Origin of the sequence: Nocardioides hwasunensis (assembly GCF_014779665.1) — a bacterium.
Lineage (GTDB): Bacteria > Actinomycetota > Actinomycetes > Propionibacteriales > Nocardioidaceae > Nocardioides > Nocardioides hwasunensis.
The window spans coordinates 259,269-281,780 of sequence record NZ_JACXYY010000001.1 but is presented as its reverse complement, the minus strand read 5'-3'; the positions used below and the strand labels follow the sequence as shown (position 1 = coordinate 281,780).

At 72.0% G+C, this 22,512-nt stretch carries 27 protein-coding genes; 9 read left to right on the top strand and 18 right to left on the bottom strand.

Translation table 11 applies throughout. From position 1 onward, the window contains the following. Window positions 1-21: 21 nt before the first annotated feature. The 10 genes from IEZ25_RS01435 to IEZ25_RS01390 form a co-directional block, all read right to left on the bottom strand. A complete protein-coding gene (locus IEZ25_RS01435; RefSeq protein ID WP_191197609.1) occupies window positions 22-1,326 on the bottom strand; it encodes an MFS transporter in 1,305 nt (434 codons plus the stop codon). A 65-nt stretch (window positions 1,327-1,391) separates the two neighbouring features. Beyond that, window positions 1,392-1,586, bottom strand: coding sequence for a hypothetical protein (locus tag IEZ25_RS01430; RefSeq protein WP_191197608.1), 195 nt, complete (start codon window positions 1,584-1,586; stop codon window positions 1,392-1,394). 85 nt (window positions 1,587-1,671) lie between these two features. Beyond that, on the bottom strand, window positions 1,672-2,580 hold the full coding sequence (gene mutM / locus IEZ25_RS01425) for a bifunctional DNA-formamidopyrimidine glycosylase/DNA-(apurinic or apyrimidinic site) lyase (protein WP_191197607.1): 909 nt from the start codon (window positions 2,578-2,580) through the stop codon (window positions 1,672-1,674). A gap of 15 nt (window positions 2,581-2,595) precedes the next feature. Then, entirely contained in the window at window positions 2,596-3,357 is a 762-nt protein-coding gene (rnc, locus tag IEZ25_RS01420) for a ribonuclease III (RefSeq protein WP_191197606.1), read from the bottom strand. Next, entirely contained in the window at window positions 3,312-3,497 is a 186-nt protein-coding gene (gene rpmF, locus IEZ25_RS01415) for a 50S ribosomal protein L32 (RefSeq protein WP_090972061.1), read from the bottom strand. The genes rnc and rpmF overlap by 46 nt, the downstream gene beginning before the upstream one ends. Window positions 3,498-3,547: 50 nt before the next feature. Then, a complete protein-coding gene (locus IEZ25_RS01410; protein WP_191197605.1) occupies window positions 3,548-4,114 on the bottom strand; it encodes a YceD family protein in 567 nt (188 codons plus the stop codon). A gap of 121 nt (window positions 4,115-4,235) precedes the next feature. After that, entirely contained in the window at window positions 4,236-4,721 is a 486-nt protein-coding gene (gene coaD, locus IEZ25_RS01405) for a pantetheine-phosphate adenylyltransferase (protein WP_191197604.1), read from the bottom strand. Window positions 4,722-4,764: 43 nt separating this feature from the next. After that, on the bottom strand, window positions 4,765-5,334 hold the full coding sequence (gene rsmD, locus IEZ25_RS01400) for a 16S rRNA (guanine(966)-N(2))-methyltransferase RsmD (protein ID WP_191197603.1): 570 nt from the start codon (window positions 5,332-5,334) through the stop codon (window positions 4,765-4,767). Window positions 5,335-5,344: 10 nt separating this feature from the next. Next, on the bottom strand, window positions 5,345-7,552 hold the full coding sequence (locus tag IEZ25_RS01395) for an ATP-dependent DNA helicase RecG (protein ID WP_191197602.1): 2,208 nt from the start codon (window positions 7,550-7,552) through the stop codon (window positions 5,345-5,347). A gap of 16 nt (window positions 7,553-7,568) precedes the next feature. Then, window positions 7,569-9,212: a DAK2 domain-containing protein gene (locus tag IEZ25_RS01390; RefSeq protein WP_191197601.1), complete on the bottom strand. Its 1,644-nt coding sequence runs from the start codon at window positions 9,210-9,212 to the stop codon at window positions 7,569-7,571. 188 nt (window positions 9,213-9,400) lie between these two features. Between IEZ25_RS01390 and rpmB the strand changes: the two genes are divergently transcribed. Then, entirely contained in the window at window positions 9,401-9,586 is a 186-nt protein-coding gene (gene rpmB, locus IEZ25_RS01385) for a 50S ribosomal protein L28 (RefSeq protein WP_056602600.1), read from the top strand. Between the two features lie 119 nt (window positions 9,587-9,705). Here the strand turns inward: rpmB and IEZ25_RS01380 are convergent, their stop codons facing one another. After that, complete coding sequence (locus tag IEZ25_RS01380) at window positions 9,706-10,656, bottom strand: thiamine-phosphate kinase (protein ID WP_191197600.1); 951 nt, start codon at window positions 10,654-10,656, stop codon at window positions 9,706-9,708. Window positions 10,657-10,773: 117 nt separating this feature from the next. Here IEZ25_RS01380 and IEZ25_RS01375 point away from each other — a divergent pair, with 117 nt between their 5' ends. Beyond that, entirely contained in the window at window positions 10,774-11,010 is a 237-nt protein-coding gene (locus IEZ25_RS01375; RefSeq protein WP_090972075.1) for an Lrp/AsnC family transcriptional regulator, read from the top strand. A 32-nt stretch (window positions 11,011-11,042) separates the two neighbouring features. Then, complete coding sequence (locus tag IEZ25_RS01370) at window positions 11,043-11,543, top strand: DUF3515 domain-containing protein (RefSeq protein ID WP_191197599.1); 501 nt, start codon at window positions 11,043-11,045, stop codon at window positions 11,541-11,543. Window positions 11,544-11,566: 23 nt separating this feature from the next. On the opposite strand, the gene IEZ25_RS01365 is transcribed toward IEZ25_RS01370, so the two are convergent. Continuing rightward, entirely contained in the window at window positions 11,567-12,712 is a 1,146-nt protein-coding gene (locus tag IEZ25_RS01365) for a D-alanine--D-alanine ligase family protein (protein ID WP_191197598.1), read from the bottom strand. A gap of 32 nt (window positions 12,713-12,744) precedes the next feature. Between IEZ25_RS01365 and IEZ25_RS01360 the strand changes: the two genes are divergently transcribed. Continuing rightward, a complete protein-coding gene (locus IEZ25_RS01360; protein WP_191197597.1) occupies window positions 12,745-13,833 on the top strand; it encodes a trans-sulfuration enzyme family protein in 1,089 nt (362 codons plus the stop codon). 40 nt (window positions 13,834-13,873) lie between these two features. Next, window positions 13,874-14,014 carry a hypothetical protein gene (locus IEZ25_RS01355; protein WP_191197596.1) on the top strand — a complete coding sequence of 47 codons (141 nt, stop codon included), beginning with the start codon at window positions 13,874-13,876 and terminating at the stop codon, window positions 14,012-14,014. A gap of 136 nt (window positions 14,015-14,150) precedes the next feature. Here IEZ25_RS01355 and IEZ25_RS01350 read toward each other — a convergent pair whose 3' ends face one another. Continuing rightward, complete coding sequence (locus IEZ25_RS01350; RefSeq protein WP_191197595.1) at window positions 14,151-15,164, bottom strand: NAD(P)H-dependent glycerol-3-phosphate dehydrogenase; 1,014 nt, start codon at window positions 15,162-15,164, stop codon at window positions 14,151-14,153. Further along, on the bottom strand, window positions 15,161-15,943 hold the full coding sequence (locus IEZ25_RS01345) for a lysophospholipid acyltransferase family protein (RefSeq protein ID WP_191197594.1): 783 nt from the start codon (window positions 15,941-15,943) through the stop codon (window positions 15,161-15,163). Before IEZ25_RS01345 ends, IEZ25_RS01350 begins: the two co-directional genes overlap by 4 nt. 130 nt (window positions 15,944-16,073) lie before the next feature. Here IEZ25_RS01345 and cofC point away from each other — a divergent pair, with 130 nt between their 5' ends. After that, window positions 16,074-16,754, top strand: a complete 681-nt coding sequence (gene cofC, locus IEZ25_RS01340) for a 2-phospho-L-lactate guanylyltransferase (RefSeq protein ID WP_191197593.1) — start codon at window positions 16,074-16,076, stop codon at window positions 16,752-16,754. A 32-nt stretch (window positions 16,755-16,786) separates the two neighbouring features. Here the strand turns inward: cofC and IEZ25_RS01335 are convergent, their stop codons facing one another. The 3 genes from IEZ25_RS01335 to leuC form a co-directional block, all read right to left on the bottom strand. Continuing rightward, window positions 16,787-17,473, bottom strand: a complete 687-nt coding sequence (locus IEZ25_RS01335) for an HU family DNA-binding protein (RefSeq protein ID WP_191197592.1) — start codon at window positions 17,471-17,473, stop codon at window positions 16,787-16,789. A 114-nt stretch (window positions 17,474-17,587) separates the two neighbouring features. After that, window positions 17,588-18,187 (bottom strand): 3-isopropylmalate dehydratase small subunit, encoded by a 600-nt coding sequence (gene leuD / locus IEZ25_RS01330; protein ID WP_191197591.1) that lies wholly within the window; start codon window positions 18,185-18,187, stop codon window positions 17,588-17,590. Between the two features lie 4 nt (window positions 18,188-18,191). Further along, entirely contained in the window at window positions 18,192-19,598 is a 1,407-nt protein-coding gene (gene leuC, locus IEZ25_RS01325) for a 3-isopropylmalate dehydratase large subunit (protein WP_191197590.1), read from the bottom strand. Window positions 19,599-19,682: 84 nt separating this feature from the next. Here leuC and IEZ25_RS01320 point away from each other — a divergent pair, with 84 nt between their 5' ends. From IEZ25_RS01320 to IEZ25_RS01310, 3 genes are all read left to right on the top strand, one after another. Beyond that, window positions 19,683-20,405 (top strand): IclR family transcriptional regulator, encoded by a 723-nt coding sequence (locus IEZ25_RS01320; RefSeq protein ID WP_191197589.1) that lies wholly within the window; start codon window positions 19,683-19,685, stop codon window positions 20,403-20,405. Between the two features lie 184 nt (window positions 20,406-20,589). After that, window positions 20,590-21,177, top strand: a complete 588-nt coding sequence (locus IEZ25_RS01315) for a TIGR03086 family metal-binding protein (RefSeq protein WP_191197588.1) — start codon at window positions 20,590-20,592, stop codon at window positions 21,175-21,177. 47 nt (window positions 21,178-21,224) lie between these two features. Beyond that, window positions 21,225-21,620: a hypothetical protein gene (locus IEZ25_RS01310; RefSeq protein WP_191197587.1), complete on the top strand. Its 396-nt coding sequence runs from the start codon at window positions 21,225-21,227 to the stop codon at window positions 21,618-21,620. Here IEZ25_RS01310 and IEZ25_RS01305 read toward each other — a convergent pair. Then, window positions 21,599-22,465: an SDR family NAD(P)-dependent oxidoreductase gene (locus tag IEZ25_RS01305; protein WP_191197586.1), complete on the bottom strand. Its 867-nt coding sequence runs from the start codon at window positions 22,463-22,465 to the stop codon at window positions 21,599-21,601. The two genes, IEZ25_RS01310 and IEZ25_RS01305, sit on opposite strands and share 22 nt — an antisense overlap. Between the last annotated feature and the right edge of the window lie 47 nt (window positions 22,466-22,512).

Genomic DNA, 22,512 nt, shown 5'->3' with positions numbered 1-22,512 from the left:
CGACGGACGAGGCCGGGGAGGTCACGCGCCTGCGGACGACCCGTGCCCGTCGGTCTGGTGGTCGGCGACCTCCGCCTCGGCGGCGTGCTCCTCCACGGCCTGCTCGTCGGCGTGCGCGATGTGGCCGAGCGAGCGCCACACCAGTGCCAGCGTCAGGCCCGCACCGAAGAACGCGAACCACCACGGTGCGGTGAGCCCCCAGAAGTGTGCGATCACCCCGCCGAGCAGCGAGCCGACGAGCATCCCGCCCATCACGCAGATCATGTAGACCGATCCGACCCGCCCCTGCAGCTCGCGGGGCACGGCGCGCTGGCGCACGGCCATCGACAGCGTCCCCCACACGAACGCGTAGGCGCCGAAGAAGAACATCAGCGGGTACGCCGACCACGGCGAGGTGGTGAACGCCATGGCCAGGTGGAAGAGGACCTCCGCCAGCAGCACTGCTCGCATGAGCGTGGCCAGCGGCACCGTCCTCTCCAGCCAGCCGTAGGAGAAGGTCGCCAGCAGGCCGCCCAGGGCGGACGCCGTCGTCAGGAGGCCGAACCCGGCCTCGCCGATGCCGACCCGCTCCAGCGCCCACAGCACGAGCACCGCCCACGGTGCGGCCCAGGTGACGTTGAAGACGACGATGATGAACGCGAGCGTGCGGACCGGCGGGTTGCCCATCAGCCAGCGCACGCCCTCGGCGATGTCTTTGCGGATGTGCGTGTCGACCTCGCCGCGGACCGCTCCCGGCGCGGTGCCGATCCGCGAGACCAGCGCCACCCCGACGGCGATGCAGACGACCGTGAGCGCGAACGGCACGACCATCCCCATCGAGAACAGCAGGGCGCCGACTGCCGGTCCGACGAGCTGGTTGCCGGTGATCATCCCGGCCATCAGTCGGGAGTTGGCGATGCCGAGGTCGCGCTTGTCGACCAGCATCGGCGTGAGCGTGCCGGAGGTGGCGTCCACGAACGTCTCCGCCGTGCCGAGGAGCACCATGGCCACCAGGACCAGGGCGATGTTGACCTGCCCGGTGACGATGACGGCGCACATCGCGGCGAGGACCGCGCCGCGCACCGCGTTGGCCGCCATGATCACCTTGCGCCGGTCGAGGCGGTCGGCCAAGGCACCGGCCAGCAGCCCGAAGAGCAGCCAGGGCGTGGTCAGGGCCAGCATCGCACCCGAGACCAGGATCGGGTTGCGGGTCTGCGAGGCCACCAGCAGCGGTCCCGCGGCGATGAGGATGCCGTCACCCAGGTTGGTCGTCCAGGACGAGCCGACGAGCCAGCGGAACCCGGTGCCGAGTCGCGCCGGGAAGACGGTCTCGACGATTCGGCTCACAAGGTCGTCAGCCTACGACGGCGGCGGCCGACGTCGCACGTCATTGCGGAGGCGGGGTCGCTCGGTCAGGCGGGCTGGAGGTCCTCGGCGGCGCGCGCACGGTCGCGGGCGGCCGCCTCGAGCCGGTCGTTGTCGGCCTGGAGCCGCAGGACCATCGTCTCGAGGTCCTCGACGCGGCGACGAAGCCGCCGGTTCTCCACCGACAGGGCGGGGGTCGTACGCAGCTCGTTGGTCACATGACCCATCAGAGCCTTGGCCATGGGGCGCCTTTCGGATGTCCATCAGGTGGCAGGGCGGTGGCCGCGAAGCGGCCGTCTACAAGAGTCCCACCGCGACGGCGACGGGTCAACGTGGCGGGGGTCCGCCGCGTCGATGCTGCACCGTCCGCCGTGGCGGGCGCTGGCACCGTGGGCAGAAGTAGGACGAACGGTTCATGAACGCCACCCGCCGGATCGGGGTGCCGCAGCGTCGGCAGGGCCGGCCCTCCTGGCCGTAGGCGTCGAGCGAGCGGTCGAAGTAGCCGGACTCGCCGTTGACGTTGACGTAGAGGGCGTCGAACGACGTCCCGCCCTGCGCCAGCGCCTCTCCCATCACCGCGCGCACGTGCGCCAGCAGCTCGCGCAGCACGGGGCCGGTGAGCCGGTCCCCCGGTCGCTCGCCGTGCAGCTTCGCCCGCCACAGCGCCTCGTCGGCATAGATGTTGCCCACGCCGGAGATCAGGCCCTGGTCGAGCAGCAGTCGCTTGATGCCGGACGTACGGCGGCGGGCGCGCCGCACGAACTCCCGGTCGTCGAACGCCGGGTCGATCGGGTCGCGCGCGATGTGCACGATCTCGGTGGGGAGCTCCGCACCACCCGCCGAGACGACGAGGCCGCCGAACATCCGCTGGTCGGCGAACCGCATCTCGAGCCGGTGCGCCTGCGGGGTCACGAGGACGAAGCGGACCCGCAGGTGTCGCTCGTCCGGGGCGCCGGGCTCGTGGAGGAGCATCTGCCCGCTCATGCCGAGGTGGCCGAGCAGGGCGTCCCCGTCGTCGTGCCCGGGCAGGCGTGCGAGAGCCAGCCAGAAGTACTTGCCGCGCCGTCGGACCGCGTCGATGCGCTGGCCGACCAGCGCGGCGGTGAAGCCGGACGGCCCGCGGTGGTCGCGGCGTACGGGTCGTGGGTGGAGCACCTCGACGGCCTCGATCGTGCTGCCGACGACATGGCGCTCGAGGCCCGCTCGGACGACCTCGACCTCGGGGAGCTCGGGCACGGATGCTCAGACGTCTCAGGCGTCGGCGGCAGCGGGGTCCGCGTCGGGCGCGGGGTGGGCGGCCTTGATCTCGCGGTAGGCGGTCTCGGCGGCGCCCTGCTCGGCCTCCTTCTTGGAGCGGCCCCTGCCGTTGCCGAGGACCAGCTCGCCCACCCGGACGCGGGCGGCGAAGGTCTTCATGTGGTCGGGACCGTCGTCCTCGATGAGGTACTCCGGGACGCCGAGGCCGAGGTTCGCCGAGAGCTCCTGCAGGGAGGTCTTCCAGTCGAGGCCGGCGCCCATCGAGGCGGCCGCCTCCATCACCGGGTCGAAGAGCCGGTGGATGACCTTCGCGGCCTCGTCCATGCCGCCGCTGAGGTGGATCGCGCCGATGACGGCCTCGACGGTGTCGGAGAGGATCGAGGCCTTGTCACGGCCGCCGGTGGTCTCCTCACCACGGCCCAGCATGATGTGCTGGCCGAGCCCGATCTGCCGGGCCACGTCGGCCAGAGCGCGGGCGTTGACCACAGCCGCGCGCAGCTTCGCGAGCCGACCCTCGGAGAAGTCCGGGTGGGTGCGGTAGAGGGTCTCGGTGACCACCACGCCGAGCACGGAGTCCCCGAGGAACTCCAGGCGCTCGTTGGTGGGGATCTGACCGTTCTCGTAGGCGAACGAGCGGTGGGTCAGCGCGCGCTCGAGCAGCTCGGGATCCAGGACCGGATCACCGAGCGCCGAGCGGAGCTCGTCGGTGGTCAGAGGACCTGGCGACGGTCGGCGCGGGCGCCGTACTGGCCGCACTGGCCGCACGCGCGGTGCGGGAGGTGCTTGGCGCCGCAGGCGGGGTTGGCGCACGTCGCCAGGGTCGGCGCGACGGCCTTCCACTGCGAACGGCGGTGACGCGTGTTGCTGCGCGACATCTTCCGCTTCGGAACAGCCATGGTGTGTCTCCTGTTGCTCGTTGCTCCACCGGGGTCTCCCGGCGAGGTGGTCAGTCTGTGGGGTTCTGCAGCTGCTGGAGTCCCGCCCAGCGGGGGTCGATCGGTGCATCGTGCGCGTGGTCCGGGTCGTCCGCGAGCCGGGCACCACACTCGGTGCACAACCCGGGGCACTCGTCCATGCACAGCGGCTGGAACGGCAGTGCGAGCACCACCGCGTCCCGCAGCAGGGGCTCGAGGTCGAGCAGGTCGTCGTCCTCGAGCCGGCTGGTCTCGTCGTCGAGGTCGCGGTCGTCGTGCTCCGTGGCCTTGTCGTGCTGGTCGGGATAGACGAACAGCTCCTGCAACCGCACGTGGATCTCGTCCTCGATCGGCTGCAGGCACCGCACGCACTCCCCCTCGAGCGCGGCCGTGGCCGTTCCCGTGAGCAGCACGCCCTCCATGACCGCCTCGAGACGCAGGTCGAGCTCGACCGGCGATCCCTCGGGGACAGAGAGGACTTCGATACCTAGCTGTGCCGGCGCCGGAACCGAGAGCTCGAGCTCACGCTGGGACCCCGGGCGGCGGCCGAGCTCGCGAGTATCGAGCACGAGCGGCGCCCTCGGGTCCAGGCTGCTCACGTCGAACTCCTGCTTCTGGACACCAACACAACCTCGGAATCGTATCCGCCGTGCCACCACCGGGGCAAAACGAGTGACGGGAGTGATCGGAACGCGACTCCCCTGGACCTGCCGCGCCAGCCTAGGCGGTGCGCTCCGCGAGCCGGCGCACGAGCTGCTCGAGCACGGCGTCGGGCACCAGGCCGCGTACGTCGCCACCGAGGGTCGCGACCTCCTTGATCAGGCTGGAGGACACGAAGGCGTTGCCGACGGCTCCGGGCAGGAACACGGTCTCGACGTCGGTGAGGTGGGAGTTCATCTGGGCCATCGGGAGCTCGTACTCGTAGTCACCGGCACCACGCAGACCCTTGACGATGGCGACGGCGTCGATCTCGCGGCAGAAGTCCACGATGAGGCCCTCGAAGCCCGCGACCCGGACGTTCGCGATGCCGGCAGTGGTCTCCTCGAGCATCGCGATGCGCTCCTCGGGGGTGAAGAGCCGGCTCTTCGACGCGTTCACGCCGATCGCGACGACGACCTCGTCGAACAGCTTGGCGGCCCGCCCGACGATGTCGAGGTGGCCGTTGGTCACCGGGTCGAAGGACCCGGGGCAGACAGCGCGACGCACGGGCACGACCTTCCTTCGATCGGGTGGGGCACGAGCCCCGAGGTCAGGCAGCCGGGGTGGCGTGACCGTACCAAAGCGCGGTCTCGCCGTAGCGCTTCGTCCGCTCCCCCTCGATGCCGTCGGGCCAGGTGACGACGGTCCGCTTGACGGCCCGCTCGACGACGACGAGGGCGCCGGGGACGAGCCAGCCCTGGGCGACCAGTGCGGCCAGGTCGGCGTCGACGTCCTCGTCGGGAGTCGGGTAGGGCGGGTCGGAGAAGACGATGTCGTAGGGGGCGGCCGGTGGGGTGGCGAGCACGGAGGCGACCGCGTTGGCGATGACCCGCGCCCGGGAGAAGCCGAGGGTCGCGGCGTTGCGGGTGATGAGGGCTGCCGTGCGTCGGTCCTGCTCGACCATCGTCACGACGCCGGCACCCCGTGACCACGCCTCGAGCCCCACCGCACCGGAGCCGGCGTAGAGGTCGAGGAAGCGCAGCCCGTCGAGCGAGCCCGTGCGCGACTCGATGGCCGAGAACAGTGCCTCGCGCACGCGGTCGCTCGTGGGACGGGTCGTCTGGCCGCGGGGCGTCTCCAGGCGTCGGCCGCCGGCCGTGCCCGCGATGATGCGCGTCATGTCCCCGTGGTCAGCCCTTCTCCATGAACCCCGACACCGCGGAGCGCTCCACCTCGGCGACGGCGTCGGCCAGGGCGGGCGCCTGCTCGAGCGCAGGGTCCTCGGAGAGTAGCGCCTCCGCGGCCTCGCGGGCACGGACGATGGTCTTCTCGTCGCGCAGCACCCGCAGCGACACCAGGCTGGACCGGAAGCCCGACTGGTTCGCGCCCAGCACGTCGCCCTCTCGCCGCTGCTCGAGGTCGACGCGGCTGAGCTCGAAGCCGTCGGTCGTGGACGCGACGGCGTCGAGGCGCTCGCGCGCGGGCGAGCCGACCTCGGCGTGCGAGACCAGCAGGCACAGCCCCGGCAGTCCCCCTCGTCCGACGCGGCCGCGCAGCTGGTGGAGCTGGGAGACGCCGAACCGGTCGGCGTCCAGCAGCACCATCGTCGTGGCGTTGTGCACGTCGACGCCGACCTCGATCACCGTCGTGGAGACGAGGACGTCGACGTCACCGTCGGCGAAGGCGCGCATGGTGCGGTCCTTGTCGTCGGGAGCCAGCCGGCCGTGGAGGACGGCGGTCCGCAGGCCCGCGAGCGGGCCGGCGGCCAGCTCCTCGCGGACCTCCTCGACCGCGGCGAGCGACCGCTTCGGGGCGACCTCCTTGCCCTCGTCGTCGAGGTCCACCTGGTCGCTCTCCCCCTCCTCGGCGTTGTCCCCGGAGATGCGCGGGCAGACGACGTAGACCTGGTGGCCCTTCTCGACCTCCTCGCGGACCCGCTGCCAGACACGCTCGATCCAGGCGGGCTGCTCGGCCAGTGGCACCACGTTGGTCTGGATCGGTGCCCGGCCGGCAGGCAGCTCAGCCAGGACGGACGTCTCGAGGTCGCCGAAGACGGTCATCGCGACGGTGCGCGGGATCGGGGTCGCGGTCATCACCAGCACGTGGGGCGGCGTGCCGGCCTTGTCGGTCAGGGCCGCACGCTGCTCCACGCCGAAGCGGTGCTGCTCGTCGACCACGACGAACCCGAGGTCGGCGAACTCGACGCGGTCCTCGAGGAGTGCGTGGGTGCCGATCACGATGCCGGCCTCGCCGGTGACGATCCGCAGCATCGCCTCCTGCCGGGCGGCCCTGCCCATCGAGCCGGTGAGCAGGACGACCGTCGTGGCATCCGCCGCCCCTCCCAGCATGCCGCCCTGGGCGAGGTCGCCGAGCAGGGCCGAGATCGATCGATGGTGCTGCTGGGCGAGCACCTCGGTGGGCGCGAGCAGCGCGGCCTGCCCCCCGGAGTCGACGACCTGGAGCATCGCCCGCAGCGCGACGAGCGTCTTGCCGGAGCCGACCTCGCCCTGGAGGAGCCGGTTCATCGGATGGTCGCGGGCCAGCTCGTCCGCGACGAGGTCACCGATCTCGCGCTGGCCGCCCGTCAGCTCGAAGGGCAACCGCGCGTCGAAGGCCGTCAGCACGCCGTCGGGACGGCCCGCCCGCGACCGGGCACCCTGGGCGCGGTGTGCCGCGCGACGCCGGGCCAGCACGAGCTGGAGGACGAGCGCCTCCTCGAACCGGAACCTCTTCTGGGCCGCGCCGAGCTGGCCCCACTCGTCGGGGGCGTGGATCCAGCGGAGCGCCTGCATGATGCCCAGCAGGTCGAACCGCTCGCGCAGCTCGGGGGTGAAGACGTCGGGCACGCCGGTCACCAGGTCGAGCGCGGTCGTGACGACCTTCTGGAGGTCCCAGGTGTAGAGCTTGGCGGTGAGCGGGTAGACCGGCATCAGCTTGCTCAGCGTCGCGGCCTCGGGGCCGTCCATCGCGAAGCCGTGCGGCTGCTCGAGCTGCCAGGAGCCGCGGAACTGCTTCGCCTTGCCGGTGAAGATCGCCCGGCTGCCGGGACGGAACTCGGCCTCGTGCCGGTCGGCCTGGCCCTGGTAGGGGCTGAACAGGGTGACGGAGAAGTCGGGGCCGTCGGTGCGCAGCCGCACCGTCGTACGGAACTGGCGGCGGTTGCCGCTGAAGAAGGACGCGCTGTCGCACGAGCGGACCTCCCCGATGATCGTCAGCTGCTCGCCGACGACGGGCGTGGCGACCTCGGACAGCTCGCTGGCGGCGACGTAGCGGCGTGGGAAGTGGCGCAGCAGGTCGCCGACCGTGGCGAGCCCGAGGCCCTCCTCGGCGAGCTTGCGCTTCTTGTGGTGGGTGCCGAAGACAGCTCCGATCGGGCTCTCCGGGGTGATCGCGACCATGTGCCGATCCCGCCGCTCACTCGACGCTGACGAGCAGCGGGTAGCGGGGCTGGCCGCCGTCGTGGACCGCCACGTCGACGGTCGGGTGCCGGTCCTCGACGTGGGCGGCGACCGTGGCGGCCAGCTCGACCCCACCGTCGCCGGACACGATCGTGACGAGCTCGCCGCCACCGGCGAGGAGGCGCTCGAGCACCTCGGTGGCCACCGCCTCCAGGTCCTGGCCGACGACCGCGAAGTCACCGGCGATGACGCCGAGGGCGTCGCCGGGCTCGCAGGGGCCGGCCATGGTGATCGCCTGCCGTGCAGCGATCGTCACCGCACCGTGGCGGGCATGGCGGGCGGTCGCGGTCATCTCGCGGACGTCGGCGTCGAACCCGCGACCGGGCTCGTGGACCGAGATCGCGGCGAGCCCCTGGACCTGCGCCTGCGTGGGGATCACCTCGACCTGCACGTCGTGCTCGGCCTCGGCGGTGCGGGCGGCGATCTCGGCAGCACGGACCGTGTCGCCGTCGTTGGGCAGCACGACGACCTCGGCGGCCCCGCAGTCGATGATCGCCTCGAGCAGCTGGCCGGTCGACGGTCGCTGACCCGGACCGCCGTCCACCACCACGGCACCCGCGGACGCGAAGAGGGCCGAGAGACCCGGACCGGCGGCCACGGCGACCACCTTGCGGCCGGCGCGGGTCGAGGGTCGGGGTCGTGCGGCGGCGATCTGCTCGGCGAAGTGGGTGACGCGGATGCGATAGGGGCGACCGGCCCCGATGCCGGCCTCGATGGCGGCGCCGACGTCGTCGACGTGGACGTGGACGTTCCACAGGCCGTCGCCGCCCACCACCACCAGGCTGTCGCCGAGGCCCGCGAGGCTCGCACGCAGGGCCGGGACCGTGTCGTCGGGAGCATCGAGGAGATACATCACCTCGTAGCCCGGCCCGTCCTCGGTGAGGTCGTCGTCGGGGAGGTGGCTCGCCACCCGGATGTGGTGGGTGCCGATCGGCGCGGACCAGGGCGAGGGCCGGCGCCCCGTCGCAGTCGTCTCGACGGCGTCGAGCACCACGGTGAGGCCGCGGCCGCCGGCGTCGACCACGCCCGCCTGGGCCAGGACGGCGAGCTGCTCCGGCGTACGGGCGAGGGCGACGCGGGCGGCAGCGGCGGCTGCGGTGAAGACGTCGCGAGCGCGCGCGTCGGCGTCTTCGGCGGCTGTCACGGCGGCGTCGGACGCCGCGCGGGCGACGGTCAGGATCGTGCCCTCGACCGGGGTGCCGACCGCGGCGTAGCTGGCATCGGTGGCCGCCGACATCGCGGCGGCGATGGTGCGCGCGCGCGGAGCCTGGCCGTCGGCGCCGGCGAGGTGTGCGACGTAGGCCCGCAGCATCTGGCTGAGGATCACGCCGGAGTTGCCGCGCGCCCCCATCAGAGCGGCACGCGCCAGGAGCGCCATGCCGGCCTCGAGGCTCAGGTCGGGATCGGCCGCGCGGGCCGCGCGAAGCTCGTCACGGGCCGCGGAGACGGTGAGGAACATGTTGGTGCCGGTGTCGCCGTCGGGCACCGGGTAGACGTTGAGGGAGTCGATCTCCTCGCGCGCCGAGGACAGGGCATCGGTCGCGATGTCGACGAACCGGGCGACGCCGTCCAGGGTGATGCCGTGGCTGACTGGCTCCATCGAGTCGGTGCACTCCTGGTTCTGGTGAGGCGTCGCGGTGCGCGCCACAGAGTAGTGCCCGGCGCCGACCGTGCCTGCGATTTCATCTCGTCGCCGGACCTCGGCTACTCTTGCGCGGTTGCCTGCTGCCGCTTCTGCGGTGCAGGCCTGATCGACCTCAACCAACCTCGAACGGATCGGAGTGCACGGTGGCTGCCGTCTGCGACATCTGCGCCAAGAAGCCGGGCTTCGGAAACAACCGTCCCTGGTCGCGCAAGATCACGAAGCGTCGCTTCAACCCCAACATCCAGCGCGTCCGGGCGACCGTCAACGGCACGCCCAAGCGCCTCAACGTCTGCACCGGCTGCCTCAAGGCCGGCAAGGTCTCGCGCTGACCTGACCCAGAACTTCGTCGAAGCCCCCGTCGCTGCAGCGGCGGGGGCTTCGTCGTCCTCCGGGGATAGTCCCCTACGTTCTGGGTGCCCGGAACGTAGGGGACTATCTCGAGGTGGGGTCAGAAGTGGGTCCAGCCGGTCGGGCCGTCGTACGCCGCTCCGTCGACCGTGACGCCCTCGCCCTCGCGCACAGCGCCGACGACCTGCCAGCCGGCGGGGACCGAGGCGGTGTCGGGGAAGGTGGCGAGGAGCGCGTGGTCGTCTCCCCCACCCAGGATGAACTCGATCGGGTCGGCCCCCAAGGCGGCCCCGACCGCCTGGAGCGGCTCCGGCACGTCGAAGGCGTCACGGCGTACGTCGATCGCGACCCCGCTCGCCTCCGCGAGGTGCCCGGCCTCGGCGAGGAGGCCGTCGGAGATGTCGATGAGGGAGGTCGCGCCGGCCTCGGCGGCCTCCTTCCCGGCGGCGTACGGCGGCTCGGGGCGACGGTAGGCCTCGACCAGGGCCCGCGGTGAGCGGAACCCGCGGCCCAGGACGGCGAGCCCGCCCGCCGCCCACCCCTGGCGCCCGGTGAGGGCGAGCACGTCGCCCGGCTGCGCGCCCGAGCGGAGCACCGGCGCCTGCGTGCACTGACCCATCACCGTGACCGCGATGACGATCTCGTCGGCGCGGGTGACGTCCCCGCCGACCACGGTGGCCCCGATGCCTGCGCACTCCTCGGCGAAGCCCCGCGCGAAGTCGAGCGCCCAGGCGAGCGGCAGGTCCGCCGGCGCGGCGAGGCCGATGGTGAGGTGGCGGGCGGTGCCGCCCATGGCGTTGATGTCGGACAGGTTCTGCGCGGCCGCGCGGTGGCCCACGTCGGAGGCCGAGGCCCAGTCGCGGCGGAAGTGCCGGCCCTCGACCATCAGGTCGGTCGAGACCACCACGTGGCCGTGCTTGATGCGCAGCACCGCGGCGTCGTCGCCCGGCCCGACGAGCACGTGCTCGTCGCCCTCGAAGATCTCCACGAGCTGCGAGATGAGGCCGAACTCGCCTGCCTCACCGAGGGTTGCGTCCACGTCGAGAGCCATGTCCCCATCCCACCAGACCGGCCGGGTGACCACTGTCACCCGGCCCCTGTCGGGTGACCTGCGCCGCGCGGTAGGTTGTGCCGGTCACACCCGATGAACGAGACCGAGGAGTCCACGATGGTCGTCCAGGCCTACATCCTGATCCAGACCGACGTCGGCAAGGCCGCCGAGGTCGCCCGCGAGATCGCCCAGGTCAACGGCGTCACGCTCGCTGAGGACGTCACCGGTCCCTACGACGTGATCGTCCGCGCCGAGGCCAAGAACGTCGACGAGCTGGGCAAGCTCGTCGTCTCGAAGGTCCAGAACCTCGACGGCATCACCCGCACGCTCACCTGCCCGGTCGTCCACATCTGAGCCTGGTCCTGCAGCCCCGGACCAGGCCACACGTGCCCGAGCGACGACGCCCCGGCCCCTCGGGCCGGGGCGTCGTCGCGTCTGCGGCGTTCCTGGCGCTGGCGGCGTGCAGCAGCACGATCGAGATCGACGACCCACCCGACCTGTCCGGGTCCGACCGCGCCGCCTGCGAGGCGCTGGTCGCCGACCTGCCCGACACGCTCGCCGGTCAGGAGCGGCGCGACGTCGAGCCGGCGGGTGCGTTGGGCGCCGCGTGGGGTGATCCGGCGTACGTCCTCACGTGCGGCGTGCGGCAGCCGACCGACTACGAGCCCACGGCCGAGTGCAGCGTCATCGCCGGCGTCGGCTGGTACGTCCCTGCGGGCCAGCTCTCCGACCTTCGCGACGACGCGACACCGATCGCCCTCAGCCTGGAGCCCTACGTCGAGGTCGAGGTGCCCGCCGACTACCGCACCGACGGGATCGACCGCGCGCTGGCCGAGCTGGCGCCGGCGCTCACCGAGCACCTCGGTGAGGGCCTGTCCTGCCTCTAGCGCGTTGGGGCTCGAGGCAGGCGTCAGCGGAGGCCGGTGTCGCGGCGCAGGGCGAGCTGCACGAGCCGGTCGACCAGCTCGGGATAGGTCAGCCCGGACGCGGCCCACATCTGCGGATACATCGACGTGGGCGTGAAGCCCGGCATGGTGTTCAGCTCGTTGATCACGAGCGAGCCGTCGGGCATCACGAAGAAGTCGACGCGGGCCAGGCCCTCGCACGAGAGCGCCTCGAAGGCGCGCACCGCCATCGCGCGGAGCTCCTGCTCGGTCTCGGCCGGCAGGTCGGCGGGGATGTCGATCTCGGTCTGTTGGTCGGCGAGGTACTTCGCCTCGAAGTCGTAGAACTCGTGGTCGCCGCCGGTGCGGACCTCGCCCGGGCGGGAGGTCTCGGGCGGGCCCTCGATCGTGCCGAGCACCCCGCACTCGACCTCACGGCCGCCCTCCATCGACTGCTCGACGAGCACCTTGGGGTCGTGGCGGAAGGCCTCCTCGAGCGCCACCTCGATCTCGGAGGCGTCGTGGACCTTGCTGATGCCCATGCTCGACCCGGCTCGGGCGGGCTTGGCGAAGGAGGGGAAGCCGAGCGCCTCCACCCGTGCGCGTACGCCGACGGGGTCCTGCTTGAGCTCCGAGCGGGTGACGACGATGCCCGGGGTGACCGGGAGCCCGGCCGCCTGCAGCACGACCTTCATGTAGGCCTTGTCCATCCCGATGGCCGAGGCCAGCACGCCGGAGCCGACGTAGCGCACTGCGGCCATCTCGAGCAGCCCCTGCAGGGTGCCGTCCTCGCCCCACGGGCCGTGGAGCAGCGGGAAGACCACGTCGACCTCGCCGATGACCGACGGGACGCTGGTCGGCTCGGTGACCACGAGGTCGGTGCCGGTGGTGGCGCCCATCAGGGCGACGGGCGAGCGCTCGGCGTCGACCTCCGGGAGGTCGGTGCCACGGATCGCGAGCCGCGCGGGCTCGTCGGCCTCGAGCACCCACCGGCCGTCGGTCGCGATCCCGACGGGGACCACGTCGTAGGCGTCGCGGTCGATCGCCGCGAGCACGCTGCCGGCGGTGACGCACGAGATGCCGTGCTCGGAGGAGCGTCCACCGAAGACGACGGCGACGCGGGGCTTGCGCGGGGTCTGGTCCGGAGTCTTGTCGGCAGAGGTGTCGTTCATCGCCATGACCCTATCCACCTACGCTGGCGCCCATGGCCGCAGACTCACCGCTCAAGCCCAGCACACTGGCCCCGTCGACGTTGGCCGTGACTGCCGGCCGCCCCGACCGGGTGCCCGACGCTCCGCTGAACACGCCGATCACCATGGCCGCCACCTACGTCGCCGGTGGCGAGGTGGAGTACGGCCGCTACGGCAACCCGACCTGGACCGCGCTGGAGGACGCCCTCGGACAGCTCGAGGGCGGGCGCTGCCTGACCTTCGCCTCGGGCCTGGCCGCGGTCGCGACCGTGCTCGACCTGGTCGGCGCCGACGGCACGGTGGTGGTGCCTCGGCACGCCTACACCGGCACGGTCATGCAGCTCGCCGACCTCGAGGCCCGCGGCCGGCTGCGCGCCGAGCTCGTCGACATCACCGACACCGAGGCCGTCGTCGCGGCCTGCGCGGACGCCGCTCTCGTGTGGCTGGAGTCGCCGACCAACCCGGCGCTCGAGGTCGCCGACATCGCGACGATCACCGCGGCGGCGCACGAGGCCGGGGCCTACGTCGTGGTCGACAACACCTTCGCCACTCCCCTGCTCCAGCGCCCGCTCGAGGACGGCGTCGACCTCGTGGTGCACTCCGCCACCAAGTACCTCGCCGGCCACAGCGACGTACAGATGGGCGCGATCATGACGCGCGACGACGAGCTCTTCGGCGTGCTCAAGGGCCGCCGCGACCTCGTCGGTGCGATCCCCGGCCCGTTCGAGGCGTGGCTGACGCTGCGGGGGCTGCGCACCCTGCACCTGCGCGTGGAGCGGTCGCAGGCCAACGCCCAGGAGCTCGTACGCCGCCTGGGCGACCACCCGGCGCTCTCGGAGGTGCGCTACCCCGGCTTCGGCGGCATCGTCAGCATCGTGCTGGCCCAGGGCGAGATGGCCGCGGACCTGCTCTGCCGCAAGACCCGGCTGTGGATCCACGCCACCTCGCTCGGCGGTGTGGAGTCGAGCCTCGAGCGTCGCCGTCGCTGGAAGGCCGAGGCCGCGACCATCCCCGAGGGACTGGTGCGGCTGTCGGTGGGCATCGAGGACGTGGACGACCTCTGGGACGACCTCAGGACCGCGCTCGACGGGTGCGTCGGCTAGCACCGTGCAACGCTTCGTCGTGGCGCGACGAGGAACGGGCATGGACTCATCACCCGGCGTGCCCGCCATCGGCCGGGATCCAGACGCCTCCGAGGCGTGCTACGTCGAGCACCTGCCGTGGACAGCGCCGACGGCTATCGGTCGGGCCTGCGAGGTCGTCCGGGCGCTCGCGACGTCCTGAGAGATCCCGGTTCGGACCGCCGATTCCCATGACGTCCCGGGCCGCCGGACTCCACCCGTGGGGTAGTCCGCATCAGAGTTCCGCCAGATCGGGCATCGGGACCGGAACTTTGATGCGGACTACCCCACGAGAGTATTCAGTCCCTCTCGGCCTTGGTGTCGCGCGCGATGAACGAGCTCATCATGTCGAGCGCGGTCATCCGACCGTCGACGACGGCGTCCACCGCCTGCGCGATGGGGGCGTCGACGCCGGTGCGCTCGGCAAGGGCGAGCAGCGACTTGCACGACTTCGCGCCCTCGGCGACCTGGCGGGTGGAGCCGTAGATCTCCTCGGTCGTCATGCCCTGCCCAAGGCGCTCGCCGAAGGTGCGGTTGCGCGAGAGCGGCGAGGAGCAGGTCGCGACGAGGTCACCGAGTCCGGCCAGGCCCATCAGGGTCAGCGGGTTGGCGCCTTGCGCGGTCGCGAGTCGCGCGGTCTCGGCGAGGCCGCGGGTGATCACCGAGGCCGTGGTGTTGTCGCCGAAGCCGAGACCGACGGCCATGCCCACGGCGAGGCCGACGACGTTCTTGTAGGCGCCGCCGATCTCGCAGCCGAGGACGTCGACCGAGGTGTAGGGCCGGAACGACGGCCCGTGCGTGATCGCCTGGAGCTGCTTGGCCCGGTCCTCGTCGACGCACGCGACCACCGACGCGGCCGGCTCGCGGCGGGCGATCTCGCGAGCCAGGTTGGGGCCGCTGATCACGGCGATGCGGTCGGCCGAGGCGTCGGTGACCTCCTGGATCACCTCGCTCATCCGCATCAGCGAGCCGAGCTCGACCCCCTTCATCAGCGAGACCATCGTCGCCTTCTCGGGGATGATCGGCGCCCAGGCGGTGAGGTTCTCGCGCAGGCTCTGCGAGGGCACCGTCAGCACGACCACGTCGGCGTCCGCCGCGACCTGCTCGGGATCGGTCGACGCGCTGATCGACGGCGGCAGCTCGATGCCGGGCAGGTAGTCGGTGTTCTCCCGACGGTCGTTGACCGCCTCCACGACGTCGTCACGGCGCGCCCACAACGACACGTCGTTGCCGGCATCGGCGAGGACCAGCGAGAAGGCGGTGCCCCACGATCCGGCACTGAAGACGGCGACCTTGGTCCTGGGCTCGGTCATCGGCTGCGCTTCCTCTTCCTGGTGTGGTCCTCGTCGTCGTGGGGGTTCCCGATCTCGCGCAGGCCACGCTGGCGCGGATCGAGACGCACCGCCGGCGCGGTCCCCCCGCGGACGTCCTCCACGAGCCCGGTGATGGCAGCCATGATGCGGTCGGTGGCCACGGCGGTGGCCTCCGGGGTGTGCGGCGCCGCCACGAGGTCGGCCAGGTCGACGGGGTCCCCGGCCTTCATCGTGACGTGCTTGCGCGGCACCAGGTGCGGCGTCTTCGTGTAGGGCGGCAGGATCTCCTGAGCCCCCCACTGGCCCACCGGGATCACCGGACAACCGGTGGCGAGGGCGATCCGCGCCGCGCCGGTCTTGCCCTTCATCGGCCACAGGTCGGGGTCGCGGGTGAGGGTGCCCTCGGGATAGATCACGATGCACTCACCCTCGCCGATCGCGCGCACGGCGGCGTCGTAGGCCCCGATCGCGTTGCGGGTGAGCCGCTCGACCGGGATCTGGCCCGCCGACGTGAGGAACCCGCCGAGGTACGTGTTGGAGAACAGGCTCGACTTCGCGAGGTAGCGCGGCAGCCGCCCGTGGTCGTAGACGAAGTGCGCCGACAGCAGCGGGTCGACGTGGGAGATGTGGTTGAGCGCGACGATGCAGCCGCCCGAGGCGGGGATCTTCTCGCCGTCGATCCAGGTGCGTGAGGTCGCGGTCAGCAGTGTCGGCTTGAGGATGCCGGCGGCGACGACGAAGGCCCAGCCGCGCTTCCGCTCGAGCTTCCTGACGCGCACCCGTCAGTCCTCCCCTGTGGTGGTCACCGTGCCGACGCTCCCTGCGTCGCGAGCAGGCTACTCGGTCCCGCTGCCCGAACGACGGCGGCGGCGCGCTGGTGCGCTGGTGCGCGGTGAGAGGATCGCCACGATGTCCACGAACCCCGCACCGACCCGATGCGTGGTCGTCGTACCCGTCAAGCCACCGAAGCTCGGCAAGACCCGCCTCGTCGGCCCGATCGATGCCGGGCTGCCCGACGACGTGCGCCGCGACCTCGCCGAGGCGTTCGCCCTCGACACCGTGCAGGCCGCCGTGGCGACCCCCGGCGCCGATGTCGTGCTCGTGGTGACCGACGACTTCCGCCTGGCCGCGTCGATGCGCGACCTCGGGGCCGAGGTGATGCCCGACGGCACGAGCGACGACCTCAACGCCACCCTCGTCCAGGCCGCCGCGGAGGTCGTACGCCGGTGGCCGGGCGCCGTGCCCGTCGCACTGTGCGCGGACCTGCCGGGACTGCGGCCGATCGAGCTGGCCGGCGTCCTGCGTGAGGTCCTGGACCGGGCCTCGGCCGGCGACGCCGCGGTGTTCGTGCGCGACCTCGTCGGCACGGGAACGACGCTGTACGCCGCTCCTGGCGCGGGTTTCGCCCCGATGTTCGGGCCCGCCTCGGCCGAGCGGCACGCCGGCGCCGGCGCGGTCGAGGTCGGGACGGACGCGACCAGCGTGCGCCGAGACGTCGACGACGCGGCCGACCTCGACGCGGCCCTCGTGGCGGGCGTCGGGCCGCACACGTCCCGGGCAAGCGGAAGGCGGGCCACCCCAGAGGGGTGACCCGCCTTCCGCTGTCGCAGGACTGCTGCGGATCAGGACTTCTTCGCGGTCTTCTTGGCCGGAGCCTTCTTCGCGGGAGCCTTCTTGGCGGCGGTCTTCTTGGCCGGAGCCTTCTTGGCGGCGGTCGTCTTCGTGGCGGTGGTCTTCGCCGCCGTCTTCTTGGCCGGTGCCGACTTCTTGGCAGCCGCGGTCTTCGCGGGGGCCTTCTTGGCCGGCGCCTTCTTGGCCGGCGCCTTGGCCGCGCTCTTCTTCGTGGCCGTGGTCTTCGCCGCGGACTTCTTCGCCGGCGCCGACTTCTTCGCAGCCGTCTTGGCCGGAGCGGACTTCTTCGCGGCAGGCGCGGCCTTCTTGGTCGCACCGGCACCCGTCACCGCAGCAGCCGCAGCGCGCACGCTGGCGGGCGGCTTCGGCATCGTGGCCGCGGTCAGCTTGGGCAGCTTCTTCGCACCCGAGATGACGTCCTTGAGCTCCTTGCCCGCGGAGAACTTCGGCACGGACTTCTTCTTGGACTTGATCCGCTCACCGGTCTGCGGGTTGCGGACCCAGCGTGCGTTGCGAACGGCCTTCTCGAACGAGCCGAAGCCGGTGATCGCGACCTTCTCGCCCTTGGCCACCTCACGCGTGATGGTGTCGAGCACCGACTCCAATGCGTGTGCCGCCTGCTTGCGGTTCCCCTCGTAACGCGCGGCCAGCGCGTCGATGAGCTCTGTCTTGTTCACTAGCTTCCCTTCCAATGAACCTGGAAGTCGAGCCCGTGCTCGACCTTCTCCGTCGCACGCTAGGCACATGCAACGACGAGAACAATCACCATCGCCCTTATTCGTAGGGGTTTTTTAGACGGTGACGGGCTTCCAGCTCGGCCGCGAGGCCTCGAAGGCGGTGATGTCGGCGTCGTGGCCGAGGGTGATGCCGATGTCGTCGAGGCCCTCCAGCAGGCGCCATCGGGTGTAGTCGTCGATGTCGAAGGAGTCCTCGACGACGTCCTCACCCACTCCGGCGCGGACGGTGCGGCTCTCCAGGTCGACAGTGATCTCGCCGCCCGGGTTGTCGTCGAGCCAGTCCCACAGGCGCTGCACGACCTTCTCGTCGACCTGCGCCGCGAGGAGACCGGCCTTCCCGGAGTTGCCGCGGAAGATGTCGGCGAAGCGCGAGGAGATGACGGCCTTGAAGCCGTAGTTCTGCAGGGCCCACACGGCGTGCTCGCGCGAGCTGCCGGTGCCGAAGTCGGGGCCGGCGACGAGCACCGACCCGGCGGCGTACGTCGGGTCGTTGAGCACGAAGTCCGGGTCGCCGCGCCATGCGGCGAACAGTCCGTCCTCGAAGCCGGTGCGCGTCACGCGCTTGAGGTAGACCGCCGGGATGATCTGGTCGGTGTCGACGTTGCTGCGCTTCAACGGGACGCCGACGCCGGTGTGCGTCGTGAACTTGTCCATGGGGTCAGACCTCCTGCAGATCGGCCGGGCTGGAGAGGGTGCCGCGCACCGCGGTGGCCGCGGCGACGGGCACGGACACGAGGTGCGTACGCCCGCCCTTGCCCTGGCGTCCCTCGAAGTTGCGGTTGGACGTGGACGCGCTGCGCTCACCGGGAGCGAGCTGGTCGGGGTTCATGCCCAGGCACATCGAGCAGCCGGCGCCGCGCCACTCGGCGCCCGAGGCGATGAAGATCCGGTCGAGGCCCTCGGCCTCGGCCTGGAGGCGCACACGGACCGATCCCGGGACGACGAGCAGCCGGGTGTCGTCGGCGACCGTGCGGCCCTCGAGGATCGAGGCTGCGAGGCGCAGGTCCTCGATGCGGCCGTTGGTGCAGGAGCCGACGAACACCGTGTCGACCTTGACCTCGCGCAGCGGCGTCCCTGCCTCGAGACCCATGTACTGCAGGGCCTTCTCGGTCGCGACCTTGTCGTTGGGCTCGTCGAAGTCGTCGGGGCTCGGCACGCTCGCTCCGAGCGGAGCGCCCTGGCCGGGGTTGGTGCCCCAGGTGACGAACGGCGTCATCGTGGAGGCGTCGAGCTCGATCTCCTGGTCGAAGACGGCGTCGTCGTCGGTGCGCAGCGTCTTCCAGTGGGCGACGGCCGCGTCCCAGTCGGCACCCTTCGGCGCTTCCGGCTTGCCCTCGATGTAGTCGAAGGTGGTCTGGTCGGGGGCGATGAGCCCGGCCTTGGCACCCCACTCGATCGACATGTTGCAGACCGTCATCCGGCCCTCCATCGAGAGCTCCTCGATGGCCTGGCCGCGGTACTCGACGATGTAGCCCTGGCCGCCGCCGGTGCCGGTGTGCGTGATCAGGGTGAGCACGAGGTCCTTGGCGGTGACGCCCTCGGGCAGGCTGCCGTTGACGGTGACGGCCATCGTCTTCGGCCTGGCCTGGGTCAGCGTCTGGGTGGCCAGGACGTGCTCGACCTCGGAGGTGCCGATGCCGAAGGCGATCGCCCCGAAGGCACCGTGCGTCGAGGTGTGGGAGTCGCCGCACACGATCGTCATGCCAGGCTGGGTCAGCCCGAGCTGCGGACCGACCACGTGCACGATCCCCTGCTCGACGTCGCCGAGCGGGTGGAGGCGCACCCCGAAGTCGGCGCAGTTCTTGCGCAGCGTCTCGACCTGCGTGCGGCTGACGGGGTCGGCGATCGGCTTGTCCCAGTCGATCGTGGGGACGTTGTGGTCCTCGGTCGCGAGGGTCAGGTCCGGGCGGCGCACGCTACGGTCGGCGAGCCTGAGGCCGTCGAAGGCCTGGGGCGAGGTCACCTCGTGCAGCAGGTGGAGGTCGATGAAGAGGAGGTCGGGCTCTCCGGCGGCACTGCGGACGACGTGCTCGTCCCAGACTTTCTCGGACAGGGTCTTGCCCATGGCGCAAACTCCTTCTGCTCGTGCGGTGCGACATCGCCGACGCTACATCTTGCATCCCACTCTCTGAGATGAGAGTATCGCCATATGGACAACGGATCTGGTGTCGGCGTTCTCGACAAGGCCGCACTCGTGCTGGCCGCACTGGAGGCCGGACCGGCCACGCTGGCCGGCCTGGTGGCCGGCACGGGTCTCGCGCGACCGACGGCGCACCGCCTCGCTGTCGCGCTGGAGCACCACCGGCTCGTCGCCCGTGACATGCAGGGCCGCTTCGTCCTGGGCCCCCGTCTCTCCGAGCTCTCCGCCGCCGCGGGCGAGGACCGCCTCCTGGCGGCCGCCGGTCCGGTCCTGGCCCGCCTGCGCGACATCACCGGCGAGTCCGCCCAGCTGTGGCGCCGCCAGGGCGAGCACCGCGTGTGCGTCGCCGCTGCCGAGCGGCCCTCCGGCCTGCGCGACACCATCCCCGTGGGATCGCAGCTGACCATGAACGCCGGGTCCGCCGCCCAGATCCTGCTGGCCTGGGAGGACCCCGAGCGGATGCATCGCGGCCTGCAGAACGCCGCCTTCTCCGCCACCGCGCTGTCCGGCATCCGTCGACGCGGCTGGTCGCAGTCCGTCGGCGAGCGCGAGCAGGGCGTCGCGTCGGTCTCCGCCCCGGTGCGCTCCCCCGGCGGCAAGGTCATCGCCGCCGTGTCGGTGTCCGGCCCGCTCGAGCGGCTCTCGCGTCAGCCGGGCCGCATGCACGCACCCGCCGTCCTGGCCGCCGCCGACCGGCTCTCGGAGTCCCTGCGCCGCGCGGCCTCGGAGTAGCTGCTCGCCCACGGTGGCGGCGTACGACAGACGCGGCGCACCATCCGACGTCGTCCGCCGCCAGCCTCGCCGACCGGTGCCCGCAGTGGCGGCACCTCGCAGGCCTGACCCCTTCCCGGCAGCGATCCGCCGCAACCCTCGTCGCCACTGGCCGGAGGCGACGGGCTGCGGCAGGCTGGGCTCCATGAGCGATCTCGTGGATCTGGTTCCTGCGGGCGAACGGCTGGTGGAGGTGGCGGCCGAGGTCGCCGACGACCGGCTCGGCGCCCCGACGCCCTGCGAGGGGCGCACCGTCGGCCAGCTGCTCCAGCACCTCGTCGGCCTGACGCTCGCCTTCCGGGCCGCGGCCGACAAGGACCTCGGGCCCGTGACCGACACCAGTCCCGACGACGGCGGCTGGCCCGACGTCGAGCCGGGCTGGCGTGAAGCCCTCGCGACACAGGTGCCCGCCATGACCGCCGCCTGGCGCGACCCCGTGGCCTGGCAGGGCATGACCCGCGCCGGCGGCGTCGACCTGCCGGGCGAGGTCGGCGGACTGGTCGCCCTCGACGAGCTGCTGCTCCACGGATGGGACCTGGCCCGCGCGACCGGCCAGCCCTACACGTGCGACGACGCGACGGCGGAGGCCTGCCTGGCCTTCGTCAGCGGCTTCGACGAGTCCGGCACCCCGGGACTCTTCGGGCCTGCAGCCTCCGTCAGCGAGGACGCCTCGGCCTTCGAGCGGCTGCTGGCTCGGTCGGGTCGCGACCCACGATGGGTGCCCTCGGTCTGAGCACCCGGGCCCAGGAGTCTCGGACCCGGGCAGGGCAGGGTGGAGCCATGAGACACCTCATCGCCATCGTCGTCCGCCTCGCCGTGCTGGGCCTCGCCCTCACCGCCTACACCTGGCTGGTGGTGCCGCTGACGAGCGCGTCGGGCGACGCCAGCATCGGCGCCGGCCTCCTCGCCTTCGCCGCACTCTTCGTGGTCGGTTTCGTCGGCGCACTCGTCGACGCGCGACGGGAGGGAGCGCGTACGGCCGCCGGCTGGTGGGTGGCGGTGGCCGCCGGGCTGGCCGTCGGCTGGTGGATCGCCCTCGCGGTCCCCCGCGACTCGTCCATGTCGTTCGGCGAGCTGCTCGTTGCGGACGTCGGCACCGTCCCGTTCACCTTCGGCCTCGTCGCCTTCCCCGCCGTGGCGGGCGCGATGCTCGGTCAGGGACTGCGACGCGACTGAGCACTCGTCCGTCCGTCCTCGCCGAGGGAGAACCTCCGGTCCCGGGCGTAGTCGTCGAGACGCATCCCCAAGACCTGGGCCACCTGACCCGGCGCGTCCTCGCCGAGCAGCACCCGGAGTCGTTCGTCGTCCTCGTCGCCGACGAGGTCGAGGAGCTCCCTCGCGATCGCCCACGGATCGGTGCCACCACTGGTGGCGCCAGGCGCGACGTCCCACGGGACCGAGGCCGAGCCCAGGACCTGCTCACGCACGGCGTCGTACTCGGCGAGCGGGCTGGCGAACTGCATGCCACCGGTCCCCCATGCGGTGTCCATCCCGCCGATCTCGGCGAGCGTCACACGGATCCCGAACGGACGAACCTCGCCTGCCAGGGCCTCGGAGAAGCCCTCCAGACCCCACTTCGCGGCGTTGTAGAGCCCGAGGAACGGCATCGATCCGACGCCACCCACCGACGAGACCTGCACGACGTGGCCGCTGCGCTGCGACCGCATCACCGGCAGCACCGCCTGCGTGAGCCACAGGGGACCGAGCAGGTCCACGTCGAGGATCTCGCGGGCCTCGGACTCGCCGACCTCCTCGGCCGCGCCGACGAGCCCGTGGCCGGCGTTGTTGACCAGCACGTCGATCCGGCCACCCTCACGCACCGCCCGGGCCACCGTGTCGCGACAGGCCGTGCGATCGCGCACGTCGAGGGCGTGGGTCGACAGGCGCTCGTGGGCCTCGCCCGCGGTGCCACTGCGACTGACCGCGACCACCCGGTGACCGGCGTCGAGCGCCGTTCGCGTGAGGGCGAGCCCGAGCCCGCGGCTCGCACCGGTGATGAACCAGGTCTTCGTCTCACTCATCCCCTCATCCAAGCACAAACGAGACGCATCGTCTCGTTTGGTAGCGT